Source organism: Lactobacillus sp. PV012, from assembly GCF_014522325.1.
Classification (GTDB): Bacteria; Bacillota; Bacilli; order Lactobacillales; family Lactobacillaceae; genus Lactobacillus.
Genome location: NZ_CP041983.1, coordinates 79,257 through 97,921, shown reverse-complemented (window position 1 = coordinate 97,921; position 18,665 = coordinate 79,257). Strand labels below are relative to the sequence as shown.

18 protein-coding genes and 1 tRNA gene are annotated in these 18,665 nt (G+C 31.9%); 2 read left to right on the top strand and 17 right to left on the bottom strand.

Translation table 11 applies throughout. From position 1 onward, the window contains the following. Positions 1-32: 32 nt before the first annotated feature. Entirely contained in the window at positions 33-569 is a 537-nt protein-coding gene (locus FP433_RS00475; RefSeq protein ID WP_265486767.1) for an SLAP domain-containing protein, read from the bottom strand. 344 nt (positions 570-913) lie between these two features. On the opposite strand from FP433_RS00475, the gene FP433_RS00470 reads away from it, so the two are divergent. Next, complete coding sequence (locus FP433_RS00470) at positions 914-1,777, top strand: SEC10/PgrA surface exclusion domain-containing protein (RefSeq protein ID WP_265486766.1); 864 nt, start codon at positions 914-916, stop codon at positions 1,775-1,777. Between the two features lie 132 nt (positions 1,778-1,909). On the opposite strand, the gene FP433_RS00465 is transcribed toward FP433_RS00470, so the two are convergent. The 12 genes from FP433_RS00465 to FP433_RS00410 form a co-directional block, all read right to left on the bottom strand. Beyond that, positions 1,910-2,170, bottom strand: a complete 261-nt coding sequence (locus FP433_RS00465; RefSeq protein ID WP_265486765.1) for a hypothetical protein — start codon at positions 2,168-2,170, stop codon at positions 1,910-1,912. Between the two features lie 286 nt (positions 2,171-2,456). After that, the gene (trxB, locus tag FP433_RS00460) at positions 2,457-3,386 is read right to left on the bottom strand and encodes a thioredoxin-disulfide reductase (RefSeq protein WP_265483739.1); all 930 of its coding nucleotides are present in this window, start codon (positions 3,384-3,386) and stop codon (positions 2,457-2,459) included. Between the two features lie 247 nt (positions 3,387-3,633). Continuing rightward, complete coding sequence (locus FP433_RS00455; RefSeq protein WP_265483740.1) at positions 3,634-3,960, bottom strand: putative quinol monooxygenase; 327 nt, start codon at positions 3,958-3,960, stop codon at positions 3,634-3,636. 42 nt (positions 3,961-4,002) lie between these two features. Continuing rightward, on the bottom strand, positions 4,003-6,579 hold the full coding sequence (locus tag FP433_RS00450) for a hydrophobe/amphiphile efflux-3 (HAE3) family transporter (RefSeq protein WP_265486764.1): 2,577 nt from the start codon (positions 6,577-6,579) through the stop codon (positions 4,003-4,005). 119 nt (positions 6,580-6,698) lie between these two features. Beyond that, on the bottom strand, positions 6,699-7,244 hold the full coding sequence (locus tag FP433_RS00445) for a TetR/AcrR family transcriptional regulator (protein WP_265486763.1): 546 nt from the start codon (positions 7,242-7,244) through the stop codon (positions 6,699-6,701). Positions 7,245-7,414: 170 nt separating this feature from the next. Further along, positions 7,415-7,487, bottom strand: a tRNA-Thr gene (locus FP433_RS00440). Positions 7,488-7,581: 94 nt separating this feature from the next. Next, complete coding sequence (locus FP433_RS00435; protein WP_265483745.1) at positions 7,582-7,785, bottom strand: hypothetical protein; 204 nt, start codon at positions 7,783-7,785, stop codon at positions 7,582-7,584. 247 nt (positions 7,786-8,032) lie between these two features. Beyond that, positions 8,033-9,805 carry a glycoside hydrolase family 13 protein gene (locus FP433_RS00430; protein ID WP_265486762.1) on the bottom strand — a complete coding sequence of 591 codons (1,773 nt, stop codon included), beginning with the start codon at positions 9,803-9,805 and terminating at the stop codon, positions 8,033-8,035. After that, positions 9,805-11,148, bottom strand: coding sequence for an SLC45 family MFS transporter (locus FP433_RS00425; RefSeq protein WP_265486761.1), 1,344 nt, complete (start codon positions 11,146-11,148; stop codon positions 9,805-9,807). Before FP433_RS00425 ends, FP433_RS00430 begins: the two co-directional genes overlap by 1 nt. Positions 11,149-11,297: 149 nt before the next feature. Then, positions 11,298-11,945, bottom strand: coding sequence for an NAD(P)-dependent oxidoreductase (locus FP433_RS00420; protein ID WP_265486760.1), 648 nt, complete (start codon positions 11,943-11,945; stop codon positions 11,298-11,300). A 102-nt stretch (positions 11,946-12,047) separates the two neighbouring features. Beyond that, positions 12,048-13,148 (bottom strand): ATP-binding protein, encoded by a 1,101-nt coding sequence (locus FP433_RS00415; RefSeq protein ID WP_265486759.1) that lies wholly within the window; start codon positions 13,146-13,148, stop codon positions 12,048-12,050. 138 nt (positions 13,149-13,286) lie between these two features. Then, entirely contained in the window at positions 13,287-13,601 is a 315-nt protein-coding gene (locus FP433_RS00410) for a hypothetical protein (RefSeq protein WP_265486758.1), read from the bottom strand. Between the two features lie 314 nt (positions 13,602-13,915). Between FP433_RS00410 and FP433_RS00405 the strand changes: the two genes are divergently transcribed. Beyond that, positions 13,916-15,250 (top strand): APC family permease, encoded by a 1,335-nt coding sequence (locus tag FP433_RS00405; RefSeq protein WP_265486757.1) that lies wholly within the window; start codon positions 13,916-13,918, stop codon positions 15,248-15,250. A gap of 46 nt (positions 15,251-15,296) precedes the next feature. Here the strand turns inward: FP433_RS00405 and FP433_RS00400 are convergent, their stop codons facing one another. The 4 genes from FP433_RS00400 to FP433_RS00385 all read right to left on the bottom strand — a co-directional run bounded on the left by FP433_RS00400 (position 15,297) and on the right by FP433_RS00385 (position 18,652). Beyond that, complete coding sequence (locus FP433_RS00400; RefSeq protein WP_265486756.1) at positions 15,297-15,620, bottom strand: DMT family transporter; 324 nt, start codon at positions 15,618-15,620, stop codon at positions 15,297-15,299. A gap of 94 nt (positions 15,621-15,714) precedes the next feature. Then, positions 15,715-16,776: a sensor histidine kinase gene (locus FP433_RS00395; RefSeq protein WP_265486755.1), complete on the bottom strand. Its 1,062-nt coding sequence runs from the start codon at positions 16,774-16,776 to the stop codon at positions 15,715-15,717. 7 nt (positions 16,777-16,783) lie between these two features. After that, the gene (locus FP433_RS00390; RefSeq protein WP_265486754.1) at positions 16,784-17,203 is read right to left on the bottom strand and encodes a sensor histidine kinase; all 420 of its coding nucleotides are present in this window, start codon (positions 17,201-17,203) and stop codon (positions 16,784-16,786) included. Between the two features lie 43 nt (positions 17,204-17,246). Then, positions 17,247-18,652 (bottom strand): IS3 family transposase gene (locus tag FP433_RS00385; RefSeq protein ID WP_265486670.1). Its coding sequence is split into 2 segments (ribosomal slippage): positions 17,247-18,172 and positions 18,172-18,652, totalling 1,407 coding nucleotides; the frame shifts between segments, so codons are not numbered across the junction. Positions 18,653-18,665 lie beyond the last annotated feature (13 nt).

Genomic DNA, 18,665 nt, shown 5'->3' with positions numbered 1-18,665 from the left:
AAAAGGTTTACCTTATTTGAAGGTAGACCTTTTTAATTTGCTAACTTATAACCTGCATCCTCAGCTTCTTTTTTAGAAGAAAAAAATACCATATTTAAAGATAGAATTTTATGATTTTTTTTACCCGGTAAATAAAATTTCTTAGTTGTTTTATTACCAATTATTTTTCCTACAGAACTTGTATTTACTAAAAAACCTTTTTCACTACTTTTTGCCTTCCATTGAACTGGAGCACTAGCTGCAGTTTTAGTGGAGGCTTTTTTAGTATATTTTGCGGGAATCCAAGTATTCTTGCCAATACGATACATCAATTGTTTTCGAATGGTTGCTTTAGCATAAACCTTCCATTTGGAATCTTTTTTAGCATACTTCTTAATATACTTTCCATCCTCGTTAAGTAAATGTACTTTTCCCTTACCTGAGTACTTTATAATAATCTTTCCATGCATTGCCGTTTCTTTAATACTTGCATTTACACGTTGACTTGCGAGCCAACTCATTCCTAGAGCTATCACTAAAGCCAATATAATTGCCAAAAGTTTTGCTTTAACGGCATTTTTAGAAAACATCAAATTCCTCCATTTTTAGTTCAAAGAGATATTAGTAGGTTACTATTTATTTCTTTGTTTGTAAAGTTTCTATTTAATAACACTTGTTCAAAAATATCTTCAAAAATTATTTTTAAAAAATTATCCTTATAATATGTTATTTAAATAATAATGCGTTATTTATCCCATTATAATAACATGTAAGCGCTTATTTTATTTAATATAATATGGTAAATACTGGTTATTTTATGTCCGTAAATATGTTATTAAAATTGCAATGTCATTTAATGCTGATATAATAGCATTTGTAGATTGAATTAAAGAAAAAATTATATTTATATGACCCCAAAAGGAGTAAAAATATTATGAAAAACACTAAGTTGTTATTAAAAAATGTATTTACTATTATTTTATTTGTTATTGGATTAGTTGTTGCTACTTCAATTAATTCAACTTCTGTAAAAGCTGAATCAACTTCCATTACTTTACCTAGTGGTTACACTGCTAAACGTATTGCTCAAGTTGATAATAATAAGATTTCTGCTAAAAACAAAAAAGCTTTAATTAACGCTTCTGTTAAAGGGGTTAAAGAAAACCAATTTGTTGGTGACGATGCTGACAAAAATGTTATGGTTGATGTAACTAAGTTATCTTCCAGCCAAAAGCTTGAAATCAACCGTTTTGCTCTTCGCTTGATTAACTCAGCTCGTAGTCAACTTAACAAAAAGCCTTGGGTTTTAAACAAATCTGCTATGGATTTTGCTGATAAAGTTGCTAAGCAATACCATGACAATGGTCGTAGCGTTTGGGATTCTGATCACTACGTTGCAGGTATTACTCGTGCTGCTGTTGCTTCTGGCTTAAAGAACGCTGGTCAAGTTTACGAAGATGAATCTGGTCTTCCTATTACTTCTGAATTCTCTGGTTCTACTCGTTCTATGTATGCTTTAAAGCGTCAAGTTTACTTCAATATTAAACAAATGTTATTCGGTGGTTACTATGGTACTGAATCTCAAGCTGATAACACTGCTTACTACACTGAATGGGAACACGCAGGTGACTTATTAGGTTGTCGTTCTCTTAAGGGTTACGATGCTCCAACTAAGTACTTTGGCATGAGTTTCTCAGATTTACCAAATGATCACTCTAAGATTAGCGTTCACTTCATGGGTGTTGCAAAGCGTTACATCAAGAATACTAAGAAATTCAATATTCACGCTAACCTTTAATTAAACTTCTTTCAAAATAACTCTTAGTGTAAAAAGAGGATTTGTTTTAAAACAAATCCTCTTTTTTATATTTAAAATTGAAAATTAAGAATCATAGTACTCTTTACGAATACCAACAGATATTATTATTTCTTACTTACGTACATTACGTTTTACAGTCTTCTTAGCATGCTTTTTAGCGTGCTTCTTAGTAGTCTTTTTACTCTTCTTTGTTACATGTTTACCCTTTGGAGCTTGGCTTGCTGCTGGGTTAGTTGGAGCATCTTCTGCCTTTGCTAATGCTGGGTAACTTTCTTCTACTGTTGCAGCTTGAGCACTTGCTACGTTTGATGCAACCATAGTTCCAACTGATAATAAACTTACTAAGCTAATAACTGTTTTACGTAATTTCATAATAATCTTCTTTCCAATCTTTTAAATTTACTTATCTCTCTCACTTCACTTATTATAATATCACTTTAAATTACATATTACAACACCTGTTATATAAAAAATTATAATTTTCTTTATTTCGCCAAAAGTATTGATATATTAACATTTATCCGAATTAATATAACGATAACATTGTTATATTAATAACCTTTTTATAACAAAAAAGAACTTAACTTTATCGTTAAGTTCTTTTAGTAAGCATGTTATTTCCAATAAGGGGGGATATTAGAAATATTATCGAAAATTATTATTCGGCTACTTTTAGGGTTTCAATATATTCAAATGCATTTTGTCCTGCAACTCCACCATCACCAACAGCAGTAATGATTTGACGGAGTTCTTTTTGACGTACATCTCCAATTGCATAAATACCAGGAATAGAAGTTTCCATTCGATCATTAGTAATGATCCAGCCATCTTTATCAGTGATGTCCAAGTCTTTAAATGGTTCAGTATTTGGTACATTTCCAATATAAATAAATGCTCCAGATGCCTTTACCACTGTATCTTCATTAGTTTGGTTATTATGGACTTTGACACCAGTCATTTTTTCACCATCACCAATGATTTCTTTAACTTCACTATCCCAAGTAAAGTGCATTTTATCATTTTTAAAAGCACGATCTTGGAGAATCTTTTCTGCTCTTAACTGATCACGTCTATGAATTAGATTTACATCATCAGTTACATTAGCTAAGTAAAGACCTTCAGAAACTGCTGAGTCTCCACCGCCAACTACAACTACATCTTCATCTTTGAAGAAAGCTCCATCACATACTGCGCAGTAAGAAACCCCACGGCCACTATATTCTTGTTCTCCAGGAATTTCTAATTTTCGGTTATTAGAACCTGTTGCAATGATTACCACAGTGGCTTCAATATCTTCTGGATCCATCTGAACAATGCGCTTCTGCCCATCAAGTTTAAGTCCCTTTACATCACCATAAACAAATTCTACATTTTGCTTTACAGTGCTTTGGTACATTTTTTCTCCCAATTCGGGGCCCATAATTGAAGGAAAACCAGGGTAATTTTCAACCTCAGCTGTATTATTCATTTGACCGCCATAAACTCCTCGATCAATCATTGCAACCTTTAAGTTGGCCCTAGCAGCATATAATGCTGCAGTCATTCCACCAGGACCTGCTCCAATAACTGCTACATCATATTTTTTCATTTGTCTTCTCCTATTAAATTACACTGTATTTAATACATCTTCTGCTTTTAATTTATATTTATATAATACTACTTACTTTTAATAAGTCAATGTAAAAAACTGAAATCTTGTAAGTCGTTTTACTTTATAATTTTCTTATATCATAATATACTGAAAGCGTACACAAAGTACATATACGGTAATATTTGGTAAAAAATAAGACAAGTCATTTACGGGACTTGTCTTATTTTATTTCTTTTCGCTTTAGCTACTTTCTGATAAATTTTTCATCACTTTTAATTTTTGGAGCTGGAATAAATCTTTCAACTTTCATGTGAAGATCGTACTTTTCACGTAATTTTGCCAATTCAGCCATCATGGGACTTTTATGGTGTTTATCAATAGCTTCTTGGTTAATCCAACTATCAATTAAAAGTACTGTATCTAAATCATCTGCTGGGTAGAAATATTCATAGCGTTCGTTACCTGGTTCATGTCGAATCTTATCAGCCAACCCGCTTTCTTCCATTTCCTTTACAAACTTACGTGCACTACCATTTTTTCCAGTATAGTAAAGATTGATGGTTAAACTCAAATTACTGTACCTCTTCTCTATAAAACTTATTAGTTTATTGTATCACTGCTTACTTTTAGATTTACCAAAAAGATAGATAATTGCTGGCATGAAAGTAAGAGCTGCAATTAAAGAATAGGCTGTATCTGTTACTGTGCTTGCCCCAAAGGCACTTAAAGCAGGAAAATCTGCAAAAATTATTGCTGAAAATCCAACGATTACTGTTAATCCAGATACCGTAATTGCTGCTCCCACTGAAGAAATTGCTGTTATGATAGCTTCCTTGGTATCATGTGTTTTAATTTCCTCTTGGTAGCGCTCTAAAATCAAAATCGTGAATTCAATTCCAACACCTAAAATTAATGAACTTAACGTTACAGTTACTGGATTATATTGTCCTCCTCTTGCCCATAAAGTTAAAGGTGAAGCCCCAAGAACGATAATGATTGGAACAAGTGGGTAAAGTGCAACTTTCCAGTTTCTATATACCACAAGTAAAACTATAAAGATAATTGCTAAACCTGCTCCGATAATTAGATAATGATTCGAAGTCATATTCTTAATTCCAACTAATTGCATCATAGTAGCTCCAGCTGCTGAGATATTAACATATTTATGCTGGCCATTAATTTCTTTATTAATTCGATTCATTAATTTCGACTGCTCATCAGAAGAAAGATTATTTTTAATCTTAAACTGAATTGCTGCATAATGATTGTTTGGACTAATAAAAGTATCCTTCATTGAAGCAGGTAAATTATTAATGATTCTATTAATGTTTTCCTGAGAAGTAGTATATTTTCCTCCAAATTGTGTATAAGCTGTTGAAATGCTTTGAACACTTTCAACATCTTTATTGTCTTTCTTTACTTTATTTCCAATACTTTGAATTTCCTTAAGAGTGTTTTTATCCTTAATATTATCAGCTTTAGCTAAATAAGTTAGGTATGTAGTTGATCCGACTTTCTTTTGAAGCTTTTTCGTTTGAACTAAAGAGGGAAGATTTTCAGGAATCAACTTAGTCATATTGGTTTCTGTAGTTATCTTTCCTTCAACTGCAAACCCGAAAATTGCAATGATGACTCCAATAATTAATGTAACTCCAGCATGATTCATAATAAAATTGGCATAACGACCTAGTAATTGACCAATTTTATTAGGTCTTTCAGTTTTAACCTTTTTAACTTTTGTCTTAGTATCTAAAAGAGGTAAGACAGCAAAGATAAGAATAAATCCTACTAAGTAAACACACACTACCCCAATAGCTAAAGTAATCCCAAATTGCTGCATCATTGGTGCTTTAGATAACAACATCGTCAAAAAGCTTAAAGCCATCATAATTACAGCTGTACCGACCGCAGGCCCAATATTTTTAGCAGATGTTTGTGATGCTTGGTCAGAAATTTGTTCTTTTCGAAACTCTTCTTCATAACGATTATGGAACTGCACCCCGAAATCAGTTCCTAAACCAATAATAATTGGGAGTGTAGCCATAGTGGCTAAAGTAATTGGAATATTAAGCCATCCCATGATTCCAAACGTCCAAATCATTCCAATTAACACAAAGAAAAGAGAAAATAATCGACGGCGGACTGCAAATAAAATAGTAAGAACCGCAATCATCAAGATAACAGCAATTATAACCATTTTAACCATTGTTGACATTACACTGGTTTTAATTTCACCCATAATGATTGGTTGACCAGCAAGATTTACTTCATAAGCCAAATTAAAGTGAGTGTTTTTGAGAGCCTTTTTAAGATCTTGTCTAAGTTGTACATTAGTCGACATATCACTGGTTTTATCAGTGGTGTTAACCATTATTAAAAGGTTTTTACCATTTTTAGGTAATAATTGGTCAAACTCCTTACGCACTTTCCCATTATTATCTAGCATAATGTCTCGTAATAATGGTGTAGACATTTTTTCCACGCTAGGTAGCATTTTAACTACTTTAGCCACAATAATATTTTTTTGTTTTGAAGTTAATAAGGATAACGTATATGCTTGCAATTGTTGATTTTGCTTAGCAGTTAAAGTTTCTTGCAACGCCTGATTTTGATTAGTTCCTGCTTGAACAAGCTCACCTATTTTAGCTTGCTGTGGAGTTGTTAAAAGACTCTGAGTATAAGCTTGAACTTTAGCAAGTTGCGCTTTCGACAAAGATGATTGTAAATTTTTTTGTAACTCATTTTTCTGCTTATCACTTAAATTTGCAAATAAGTCTTTTTGAAGCTTTTCATTACTAGCTGAATCACTTTGTGACATCATAGTAGAAAAATCAGATTTCTGAATTAAGTCATTTAGTAAGCTAACAACACTAGTAGTGGATTTCACATTTTTGATTTTACTAGCATTTTTACTAAAAGTAGCTACCTTTTGCATAGTATTATGAGAAATAATTCTCTTTTGCTTACCGCTTAACATTACATAGGCAGCATCCCCACCAAAGTTTTTCTGATAGGTCTGAGTATTTTTGTAAATAGCTGACTTAGGGCTAACAAAAACATCATTTCCCATTTTCATTTGAATTCTACTTAATCCAATCCCAAAAATAACTGTTAAGGCTCCAATAATACCAATATATAACTTGGAATGTTTAAAGATATTTTTTGCCCATTTACTGAATATTCTATTCATCTATAATTTTCAACTTTCCTTTCTTAAAATATTGATTTTAATTTTAATATAGAAAAATTGTCAATTACAGCTCCAAAATATGTCTTTGTATAAAAATAATACATTTGTCTTAAAATGTATTATTTGGATAATTTTTTCATCAAATCCATTATAAATTCAAGATTTTCTTTTTCATCAGCTATTGATGTAGTGATTAATAAAGACGCTATTCCTCCCGAAATAAATTTAATTAACTTTTCTTGATTAGTAGTATTATTCAAGGCAGGTTTTAAGAAAGCTTTCTTACTTTTTTCTTCTTGATTTGCATAACTTATAATTACTTGTTCAATAATTTTAAAAAATTCATTATAAAAATTTAGTCGATTCTGGTTCGAGGGATTGATGTTTTTAATCAGGCGACTATTTTTTTGTGTAAATACTTCTAGATTTTTAAAAAATATTTCTTCTGTATTATCTTTTAGATCTCTTTCACCAATATATTCTAGTACAGCTTGAGTTAATTCATATTTATCTTTAAAATAGCGATAAAACGTTCCTCGTGTTATTAAGGCATTTGAACAGATATCATTGATTGTAATATCCTCAAATTTTTTTCGATTTAATAAACTTTCCATTGTCCTAATTAAATCTAATTGTGTTCTTTTTTGACGATTAGTTAATACCATGCTTTCTCTTTTCTTTTCAACTGATGCCTTATCATCAAATTAGACAAAACTATGACAAAAAGTCTAAGCAATAATTGTCTGTAGTTTTAATATATACAAAAAATTAACCTTTATTTATCTTAGTAAACTATCGACAAATAAAGGTTAATCCTAGTTTATATTCTATTTAATGCTGACTAAAGGATTCGAACCTTCGACCTCATCATTACTAGTGACGTGCTCTGCCAACTGAGCTAAGTCAGCATTTTTTCAACAAATAATAGTATATCAAAATATTTTTTATTTGCCAAGAATAAATTAAAAAAAAAGAGAAACTTATCTGTCTCTCTTCTAAAACTTAATTCATTATGTATCCTCCTGCAATAACCATCCACACAATCGAAAGTAATCCAATAATAATCATTAAGATAAATGAGATTATTGCACTTAACCAAAAGACGACCCTTTTACTGCATAACCATGAAGTCATCGTATATTCAAACATAAAGATCACCCAGCCATCAAATCCCCACGCAAGCATGTTCGCTATTTTTCCAGGCATACAAGTGAAAATCATAAACAAAATAAAAGAAATAATCAAAGAGATTACTAACGGCTTATAATACTTACTCTCTACTTGCTTTGCTGCATCTATTGTATATCTCTGCCAAAACTTTTTCATAACTTCTTACCTAATGTTGGTATCTCCAACCTGTATATTTCCATTGATTTTCTGACTTAATTTTAACTTTCTTTTGCTCTCTCTCAATTATTTTGTTTTTTATTAAAATAAGATTAAAAAGAGCCAACTAGCTCTTTCTTTTACTTATAACAAATCCATCCCTTTTAAGCGCATTACCTTGATAATTTTGACTGATAATTGGTTTCTCTTTTTTCATCAATTTAATCTCTTTACTTGTAGTATTAAATAACCCGGTAATTTTTTTATTCCTAAGTACTCTTTCTATCTTTAATAAGCCATTATCTAGTACTGTAAACTTTATTTCTCCTTCAGAAATTAGTTGCCAATTTTTCTTACGAAACTCAATTAATAATTGAAAAAATTTGAAAATATCCTTTTCTTCTTCGTTAGGCCACCAATTCATAGGCTTACGACTATCTGGATCATTTTCTCCTGTCATCCCGTATTCTGTGCCATAGTAAATCGATGGTGTTCCCGATTGTAAAAAAGTAAAAGTAAATATTTGTCTAACAAGATCCATATTATTATGGGCCAAAGTTTTAATACGTGCTGTATCATGTGAATCCAAAACATTAAACATCATTTGATTAGTTTGATCACGATACTTCATTAACTGAGTGCTTAACTGCTCTACTAATTCAGTAGTAGTTAATTTCTTTTCAATGAAATGTTGCAAAATTGCTGTGGTATACGCATAATTCATCACGCCATTAAATTCATCCCCATTAAGCCAAGCTTGTGAAGTATGCCAAATTTCACCTAAAATATAGAAATCAGGTTTCAATTTAATCATTTTATTATGGAATTCTCTCCAAAAATGGTGATCAATTTCATTAGCTACATCTAATCGCCAGGCATCAATATCAAATTCTTTTACCCAGTATTCCCCAATATCTAACAAGTACTCTTGTACTTCCGGATTAGCGGTATTTAATTTTGGCATATGAGGTGTATAGTCAAACGTATCATAAGTCGCATCTAAAGCAAACTCAAAATTATTAGTTGGAGTATAAGTAGCCGGAAATTTATTAATATGAAACCAATCTTTATATTTAGAATTTTCACCATTTTTTAACACATCTTGCCACTGCGGAGATTTGTCACCAATATGGTTAAAAACTGCATCAAGCATTACCCGAATTCCTCGCTTATGTGCTTGCTTGACTAGTTCTTTGAATAACTTTTTATCTCCAAAATGGGGATCAATTTGATAATAATCTTCAGTGTCATATTTATGATTTGATGGAGCTTTAAAAATTGGATTAAAGTAAATTCCATTTATCCCTAATTCTTTAAGATAATCAAGATGGTCCAAAACTCCTTGTAAATCTCCTCCATAAAAATCCTGGCGCCCTGGATTAATATTTGGATCCCATTTTTTAGTATCTTGAGGATCATTAGTTACATCCCCATTCGCAAATCGTTCAGGAAAAATTTGGTACCAAATAGTTTTACGAACCCATTCTGGTTCCTTAGCCATATCTATTTCTTGAAAAAATGGCATTCTAAAATAAGTATTCATATCATCAAGTTGCTCTTTATCATCAATTTTGATAAATCCTCGATCGGTATAAACTAACTCACTACCAGCAGTATCTGTAACTTTAAAAGCATAGGCCAGTCGCTTTTTAGGTTCTGTTACTTCAATTTGCCAGTAATCATACAGCTCATCACTTAAGATCTTTTTCATTCGTGAAGTACTTTGATAAAAAGGTGGCTCAATACCTGCCAAACTTCTCAAACTATAAGGATCTCCATGAATTAATTCAACATTTTTGATATCATCTTTACTCGTCCTTAATCTAATGCGCATCTTTTTAGGTGCGTACAAAAATGCCATTTCACTTTCTGGACGATGATAAATTCCAGCTAACTCCATTACTCAATATCTCCTTTTTCTACTGAAGTTTCTTTTACAATATAAACTGCAAAGGCACCAATTAAGCAAAGGATACCTGAAACTAAGATCATGTGAGAAAAACTATTACCAAATACTTGAAATAGTAAAGATGATACTACAGATGCTACAATTTGAGGTAAACAAATCCAGCAGTTAAATAAGCCTAAGTAAGTTCCATCATGCTTCCCATCTAAGGCATTAGTTAAAATGGTGAAAGGAATAGAGTTAATAGTAACCCAGAAAATTCCAATTCCAATAAATGCAACAACAGATAAAAATTTAGTTGGTGCAACTGATAACCCCCAAAAGCCTAATGCCCCCATTAACATTCCAAATGAATAAGCTGGCTTGCGGATCTTATCATTTAACTTAGTTAAAACTAGTCCCCAAATAATTGCTACTCCAACTTCAATTGCTGATAATACACCAAACCAGTTACCAGCTGCTTGGTAACCAGCACTTGCTGGATTAGAAGCATGCCAAATATTTTGTGCAATTGCACCTGTACCATAAGTAGTTAAGTATTGGAAAGCTGCCCAAGCAAAGAATTCTACCACACCTAAAGTCCAAAATACCTTTGGGGCCTTTTTAACAATTGTGAAAAAGTTTTCGTTAATTTTATCATCCTTGCTTAAACCATGGTATTTTGCATAAGTCTCTGGATCATACTCATCAACTTTCATAATTGTGAAGACAGATGAAATAACTAAAATAAATGCTCCCAAGTAAAATGAAATTTTAACTGAGTTTGGAAGTGCTCCTTTAGCAGCAATATTGCTTACCCCAACCCATGTTAAGAAAAATGGGAATAAATCTGCCGCAACTGAGCCAATATTTCCCCAAATTGTTTGCCATGACCAAGCTGTATCTTTTTGCTTATCATTAACCATATCAGAAATCATCATTTTATATGGTTGCATAGACATATTTGAAGAAAGGTCCATGAACAAAATTGATACTGCACCAAACCACAAAGCAGTACTTGTTTTAAAACCAAAAGAACCAGAATTTGGTAATAAGCACATCACAATCACTGCAACTACTGTACCAATAATCAAATAAGGCAAACGACGACCTAGTTTAGGAATCCAAGTTCTATCAGAAAAATAGCCTACCAATGGCTGAACAATCATCCCAGCAAGCGGTGGTAAAATGAAAAAATACCCTAATTTTGTTGGGTCGGCTCCCAATGTCTGAAAAATACGTCCCATGTTTGAACTTTGAAGGGCAAATGCCATCGAAGTTCCTAAATTACCAAATGTCATTAACATTAACAACGAAAAAGCTAGTGTTGGTAATGCTTTTTTCCCTTTATTATTCATTCTTAAAACCTCTATATTATAATTATTTCCCTTTGACAACTATAATATATTCCTTTTTCGCATTTTATGCAACCGCTTACATAAAACTATTAATATATACTTTTATTACTTTTCCTACTAAAAAAGAAGCCTCTCAGCTTCTTTTTCCATTATTCATTTACTACAGTAATTCTTTCTTGATGATGCTTAGGATCTAAAATTTCATTTACTACTACTCGTGCCATCGTTCCAGAAGTTACCTTGGACTCTTTGGCATCGTTAAATAATAATTCATCATGTCCAAGCTTAAACTTGGTTTCAGCACCAGCTTCAAATTCCATTGATGGTGAAATTCCTACCCAATCTACATCTTTTACACCACGTAAGTATTCTAATTCCTTTAATTGTTGCTTTGGTGTATTTACCCATTCTTGACTTCCAGGCATCTTTTCAATGTCTTCTACCAGCAAGTGGTGATCGTCGCCTGTTTGTAAACTTCCTGCACCTAAGATGAAAATTACTCGTTCATCATGATCCTTGGCTAAATCTACCAGCTTCTTAGCAAGCGTAACTTGCTCCCCTGCATCAGCTGGGGCAGTTCCAAATGCATCTACTAATACGTCAAAATCCTGTAAAAGCGCAGCATCCATTGATAATACATCCCCAATTAATAAATTGGCTTCTGCTCCTAATACCTTTACTGCTTTGTCCTTATTACGAACAATTCCAGTTACTTCAAGATTTTCTTGCTTACTTGCTAATTTATAAATTGCACTTCCTGCCATTCCAGAAGCACCAATAATTCCGACTTTAATCATTTTATTACCTTCTTTGCGTAAAATCTTACATTACTACTTTAACGCATCAATGATAAAAAAAGATAATTTTTTGCTTATGAATTGTAAGTAGTTTTATTCCTATTACCATTTAAATTTTTCCATCTCATTTACAAATTCTTTAAAGTACGGCAAGGTAAAGGTAATTTTCCCGTATCCTCTCGTTTCAATTACTTGCGCATCTAACAAACGTCTACGATACATGGAAATATAACCGCTACTTTTTCCTAGCTTATTTCTAATTTCTGTTACTGAAACAACATTTTCATCCATCATTGCCATTGCTTGCAAAAATTCTTGATCTTTTTCCGAGAGCTCCTGATAAATCTTTGTATAAGAATTTTTTTCTAATTCAGCTATGTAAGTTGGAAGAAGATCACTCAGCACGTCAGCCGTCACTTTCCCTATTTTTTTTCCTTTTTTCCATGCCAAATAACCAAGCAATTGAAATGCATATGAATATCCTTTAGTCATTTTAGTCATCATCTCTGCCACTTCATCACTTAACTCAATTCCAGATTGTGAAAAAACTTTTTTATAAGCCAAATTAATTTCAAAAAGACTTAGTGCTGAAAGTCCTATTCTGGGACTTCTTAATAAAAAGGTTAGTACATCTTCGTTTTGTAATTCAGAAACATTTTCTGGTAAGCCTGTCATTAACAAATTTACAAAAAGATTTTTCCTAATTAATAACTGATAAAATGCGACAAAAGACCGTAATTCTTTTGTAGCTTTCACTTCATCAATTGTAATCAATACGTGTATTCCCTGATTAGTTAAAGTCATAAGTATGCTTTGCAAGATACCTTGATAAGTTGAAACTGTCGGCTTACCTAAAGAAGCAGAAATTTGTAATCCTACAGCTGAAAAACTAATTCCTTTTAATGTATCCAAAATCTTTTTTATTTTATTAGTAGATTTTCGATACAAATCATCAATTAAGTTCTCTAACAAGTTATTACCCATTGCTAAATCTACTACTAACCAATCTTCTTTTTTAGATAATTTTTGACTTACTTCCGTTAAAAAAGTTGTTTTTCCTACCCCCCTCATTCCATAAACAATTGCTGTTTGATACGGTGTATTCGGATTATCTAACTCTTCCAAATAGTCTTCTTGAATTTCCTTTCTTCCTAATAAAACTGGGGGAATTTTCCCAAAACTAGGATTAAATGGATTATGCACTAGTATCTCCTTTATATCTATTTATATCTTTGTTTTTCTTTTATATCTTTTTATATCTATTTATATCTTCGCTTTTCTTTTATATCTTATCATTTTACAAATCAAAAGTCTCACTTTGATGAAAGTGAGACTTCATAATTATTTTTCAAATTCTTTTTTAGAAATGTAACGAATTTCCTTTACATATTGGCCTTTATGATTAATCTTAATGTATTGTTCATCTGGATCATAACCACCAACATTACTTAAACTGTAAGAACGAACCTTTTTAGTGACAGGATCAATAATACGAACATTATGATATTTTTGTGTGCCTTTTTCTACTTTTGCATAGCTAACTGTTTGTACCGCAAATGGATTAATGCGGTCATAATATGTAGCCGCATGGGATTTTAATCCTACTATAACTGCTACTGCTCCAACTATACTAATAATTAATTCTTGTATTTTCATTCTTTCCTGTTAGTCTTCTCCTTTATATAGTATTTTTATTTTAAACAAGTGGGGGGCTTTTAGCAAGATCAACTTGTTAATTGCAATCTAATTTCATCCATGCTATTCTTTTCTTATAAGATTTTTAAATTAAAGAGGTACACTTATGAATTACACAATAAATCATGTAAATTCATCTTCCTCCTCAATCTCCTCTAATGGGATTGAGTGATTTGGTGTGCTGAAAATAATAACTTTTTAAGTCCAACTCACTCTCATCACTTTAAGTGAAGTAGTGAATTGGGCTTTTTCTTTTGTTTTTAGGGGGAATCGAAATGAATAATCAACCACCTGCTGATAAGCTTAAGCGTTCAATTGGCTTTTGGTCAGCCTTATCAATTGTAATTGGAACAATTATTGGATCAGGAATCTTTTTTAAACAAGCATCTGTTTTAGATAGTGCTAAAACTTCTACAATGACAATCTTCGCCTGGGTCTTGGGAGGAATTATTACTTTAACTGGCGGACTCACTATTGCAGAAATTGGAGCTCAAATGCCTTACACTGGGGGACTTTACGTTTATATCGAGCGTCTCTACGGTCGTATTGCTGGATTTTTAGCAGGGTGGATGCAAGTGATTGTCTACGGTCCTGCGATTATTGCTTCAGTTGCTGGTTTTATGAGTATCTTAATGGCTAACTTTTTTGGTCTCTCAAGTGCTTGGCGTATTCCTTTAGCTCTCATTACTATTATTTTTATTGGAATTCTTAACTTTTTTGATAACAAAGTTGGATCTGCTTTTTCTGTGATTACGACAATCGGGAAAATGATTCCAATTGCAGCAATCATTATTTTTGGTATCTTTTGGGGTAAACAAGACGCCTTTGGGCAAACACTTAGCCAAATCAACCATACCAGCGGTGGCTTTGGGGTAGCAGTCTTAGCAACTCTCTTTGGTTATGATGGTTGGATTTTAATTGCCACATTGGGTGGTGAAATGAAAAATCCTCAAAAGGTTTTACCTAAAGCTATTATTTTGGGAATTACCGCTGTATTAATTGTTTATACATTAATTACTGCGGGGATTTTGCGATTTATTCCTGTTGATATGATCCACAGACTTGGTGAAAATACGACTGCTTATCTTGCTACCAAAGCTTTTGGTGAAATTGGAGGTAAACTTCTAACTGCAGGAATTATCGTTTCAATGATGGGAACTTTAAATGGAAAAATTATCACCTTCCCTAGAATTGTTTATGCCATGGCTGAAAGAAAAGACATCCCTTTTTCAAAATTTCTTTCCTACTTAACTCCAAAGGGTAAATCTCCCTTAACAGCTACTGCTTTGATTGTCGGACTAGCTACTTTAATGATGATTTTTTTCGATCCAGATCATCTTTCAGATTTATGTGTCTTTACTATCTACTGCTTTTACATATTAGCATTTTTTGGGATTTTCATTTTAAGAAAGAAACACAATCATCGACCTTTTAGTACACCTCTTTATCCTCTTGTTCCAATTATTGCTATTCTTGGTGGTCTTTATATCATAGTAAGTGAAATTATCAACGATCCAGCTGGCGTTGGTTTATTCCTAGGAATGGTTATTATTGGTCTCCCTATTTTATATTTAGTAAAAAGATACTATTCAAAAAATACAGTTAATTAAAATGAATAGATGAAAAAAGCTTTAGCTTACTTTCAAGCTAAAGCTTTTAATGTCCAGTGGAAAATAGATTAGTAATTACTACCCCAATCACTATCAGGGTAATTCCTACTACCTGAGCTAAAGAAATGTTTTGATGCCAAAACATAATCCCAATAATTGTAGTTAAAATTATTCCAACTCCACCCCATGTCGCATAAGCTACGCTTAGGTTTAAAGTTTTCAAAGAAAGACTTAAGGCATAGAAACATATCAAATACGATATAACAGTAATAACTGAAGGCCATAATTTAGTAAATCCGGCTGACGCTTTCATGAAGTTTGTCCCAATTACTTCTGCTACAATCGCAATTGCTAATTCCAAATATCCCATTGTTAAAATCCTCTCTTAATTTTGAAATATTATAAGGATATTTTAGCAATTTTAACTTTAAAAAATAGACTTGTATTTTTTAGTTCTCGCATGGTTAGTACAAAATTACTTCAAAGAAAGTTCCTGAGATATTTTTATAACTAGTTTTAACGGTAATTTTGCCACCTACTAAGTCTAAAATTTGTTTAACAATACTTAAACCTAGTCCTAAGCCTTGATTTTTCTGATCATGATTACCTTGATAGAACTTTTGAAAAATCTTATTTTTTTCTTTTTCAGCTATTATCGGTCCATTATTACCGATTATTACACTAACTTTTCCTCCTCTTTTTTCTTTACAACTTATAAAAATCGTTCCTCCTTTAGGCGTAAATTTAATAGAATTGTTTAACAAATTAATCCATATCTCTCTTAATAATTCTGCGTTCGAATAAAAAGTAGCTTTTTGTACATCTAATTCATAAGATAGTTCTTTTAATTCATAAGATAGTTCTTTAGCTTCTAAACTTGGTAACAGCGAAATAACTGCCTTTCTTAGCTCCTCATCAATTTCTACATTTTCTTTTTCACTAATAATTGTTTTATTTTCCAAGTTAGTAAGCAACATTATTTGCCCAGATAATTTACTTAACCTCTCTGATTCTTCAGCAATAATTTTACTATATTCTTCTTTTTTGTTAACTGGAATATTTGGATCTGTTAATAATTGAGCAAAGCCATTAATTGATGCAATTGGTGTTTTAAATTCATGAGAAAATTTACTAATAAAATCTTCTTTTAATAATTCTAGCCCATTTAAGTCAGCTACCATTTTATTAAAGTTTTCAAAAGCCTTGTTTAATAAATTAGTAGAATTAGTTTCTAAACGAGTTGAAAGATTACCGTCAGCTACTTCTTGCATACTCTTAATTAACTTATTTAAAGCCTTAATAAGGGGATTTAGCACTAAATAAACTGCAATAAAAATAACTATAAGCAAAAGAAGGGTTGCCACCGCTCCAACTACAAATGGTGCTGTACCAGGAGGCATCAAGCCATAGGGCGCATGAAGTACCCAGAAAAATAGTAGTAGATCAATGATGATTACTGCTATAAAAGCAATTATTACTGAGTATCCTATTGCTGATCTTGAATACAATTTTTTCTTATTTTTCACTTTATCATTATCCTAACCTAACCTTAAAAAATGTTCCTTCTATACCATCATATGTTGACATGACACCTATCTCCCCCCCTAGAATCTCTAGGAGTTGCTTGACTACTGTTAAACCTAATCCTAAACCAAGAGATTGCTTAGGGTGATCACCTTGATAAAACTTTTCAAATATCTTTTCTTTTTCTTTATCATTAATCTTTTCCCCGTTATTACCAATAATTACTTCAACTTGCTTATCTCTTTTATAGCAACTTACAAAGATAGTTCCTTTTTCAGGAGCAAATTTAATTGCATTATTTAACAAATTAACCCAGACACCCTTTAACAATTCTGGATCTGTAAAATAAGTTACTTTTTCTAAATTTACCTTATACTTAAGTTTCTTTTTTTCAATAGTCGCAAATAAAGAAATGAGGACTTTTCGCAACTCTTCTGAAGTGCCATAAGAAAGTTAGACACTTTATAAAATTTTAAATACTTGATAATACACGATTTCTGTATTTTACAGGAGTCGTGTATTTTAATTTATTGGAACGACGAATATTATTAAACCAAGTGACATACTTACTTAACACTTGCTTCATCTCTTCAAGAGAGCCAATCTTAAGTCGATTTAGGCATTCTCTTTTCATTAGGTTGAATATAGTTTCACCTGGCGCATTATCATGACAATTTCCTTTTCTAGACATGCTTTGTGTAATATTCATTTCTTTAAGACGGGCTTGATAACCAGCATTTTGATATTGAAAACCTTGATCAGAATGTAAAATTGGTCGTGCATCTTTTGGTAAATTTACTTCAAGTTCATCAAGCATCCTATAAATAGTCTTCATCTCAGGAGAGTAACTAACTGCACAAGCCAGTATTTCCAGAGATGCTTCATCAACTATTGGTGAAATATAGACTTTTTTGCCATTAGTTAATTTGTATTCTGTTACATCGGTATGCAAGACCTTATAAGGGATAGTCTCATCAAAGATCTGATTAAGAATATTAGGAGCCTTTTTGCCAACGCTACCTTTATAAGAACTGTACTTAGCTGTATTCTTATGATAAATCATGGTTTTAATACCCATATCACGCATAATTTTACGAACAGTTTCCTTAGCAAGATTGATACCAGTATCTTTTAAAGCGCCCCAAATACGCCGATAACCGTATGTTTCATTACTTTCATCATAATAAATATGATTAATTTCTTTCTTAACTTTAGCGTATCTATCGCACTTATTAATTCGATTTTTTAAGTTATCATAATATGTTTTTCGATTAAGCTTAAGCAGACTAAATAAGGTATTCAGCTTTACAGTTGGCACTTTAGCCCGAATATCCTTGATAATTAGCGTTTTTTCTTTGTTGGATAGCGAGGATAACGGGCAGCCACTTTTTTTAAGACAAGATTCTCCAGTTTTAATTTTTCGATTTCCGCTTCTTGTTTAATAATCTTCTCTTCATATTTTTGCTTCTCACTAAGTTTTATCTTTTGAGCTTGTTTCTTTTTAGGTTTCTTAGGCATTTTGGATGGATGTCCTTTCTGCTTAGGAAGTAAACCAGCCATACCTTCTTTTTTAAATTTATTAACCCAAGTGTAAACCTGAGAAGAATTTATATTGAACTTGGCAGCTACCGGAGTTATTCCTAAATTAGGATTATTTAAATAATAGCGTACCACATTTAACTTAAACTCAGGAGAATAGTTCATCTTCTTATGTTTAATTTTAAGAGATTCAAGGCCATTTTCATCAGCCTGATGAATCCATTTATATACCATAGAGTAAGGAATATTGTACTTTCTACTTAATCCCTTTATTGAATCTTGATGATTAAAGAATTCAGAAACAATCTTAATTTTGAACCCATTAGAATATTTAGTCATAAAAAATACCTCA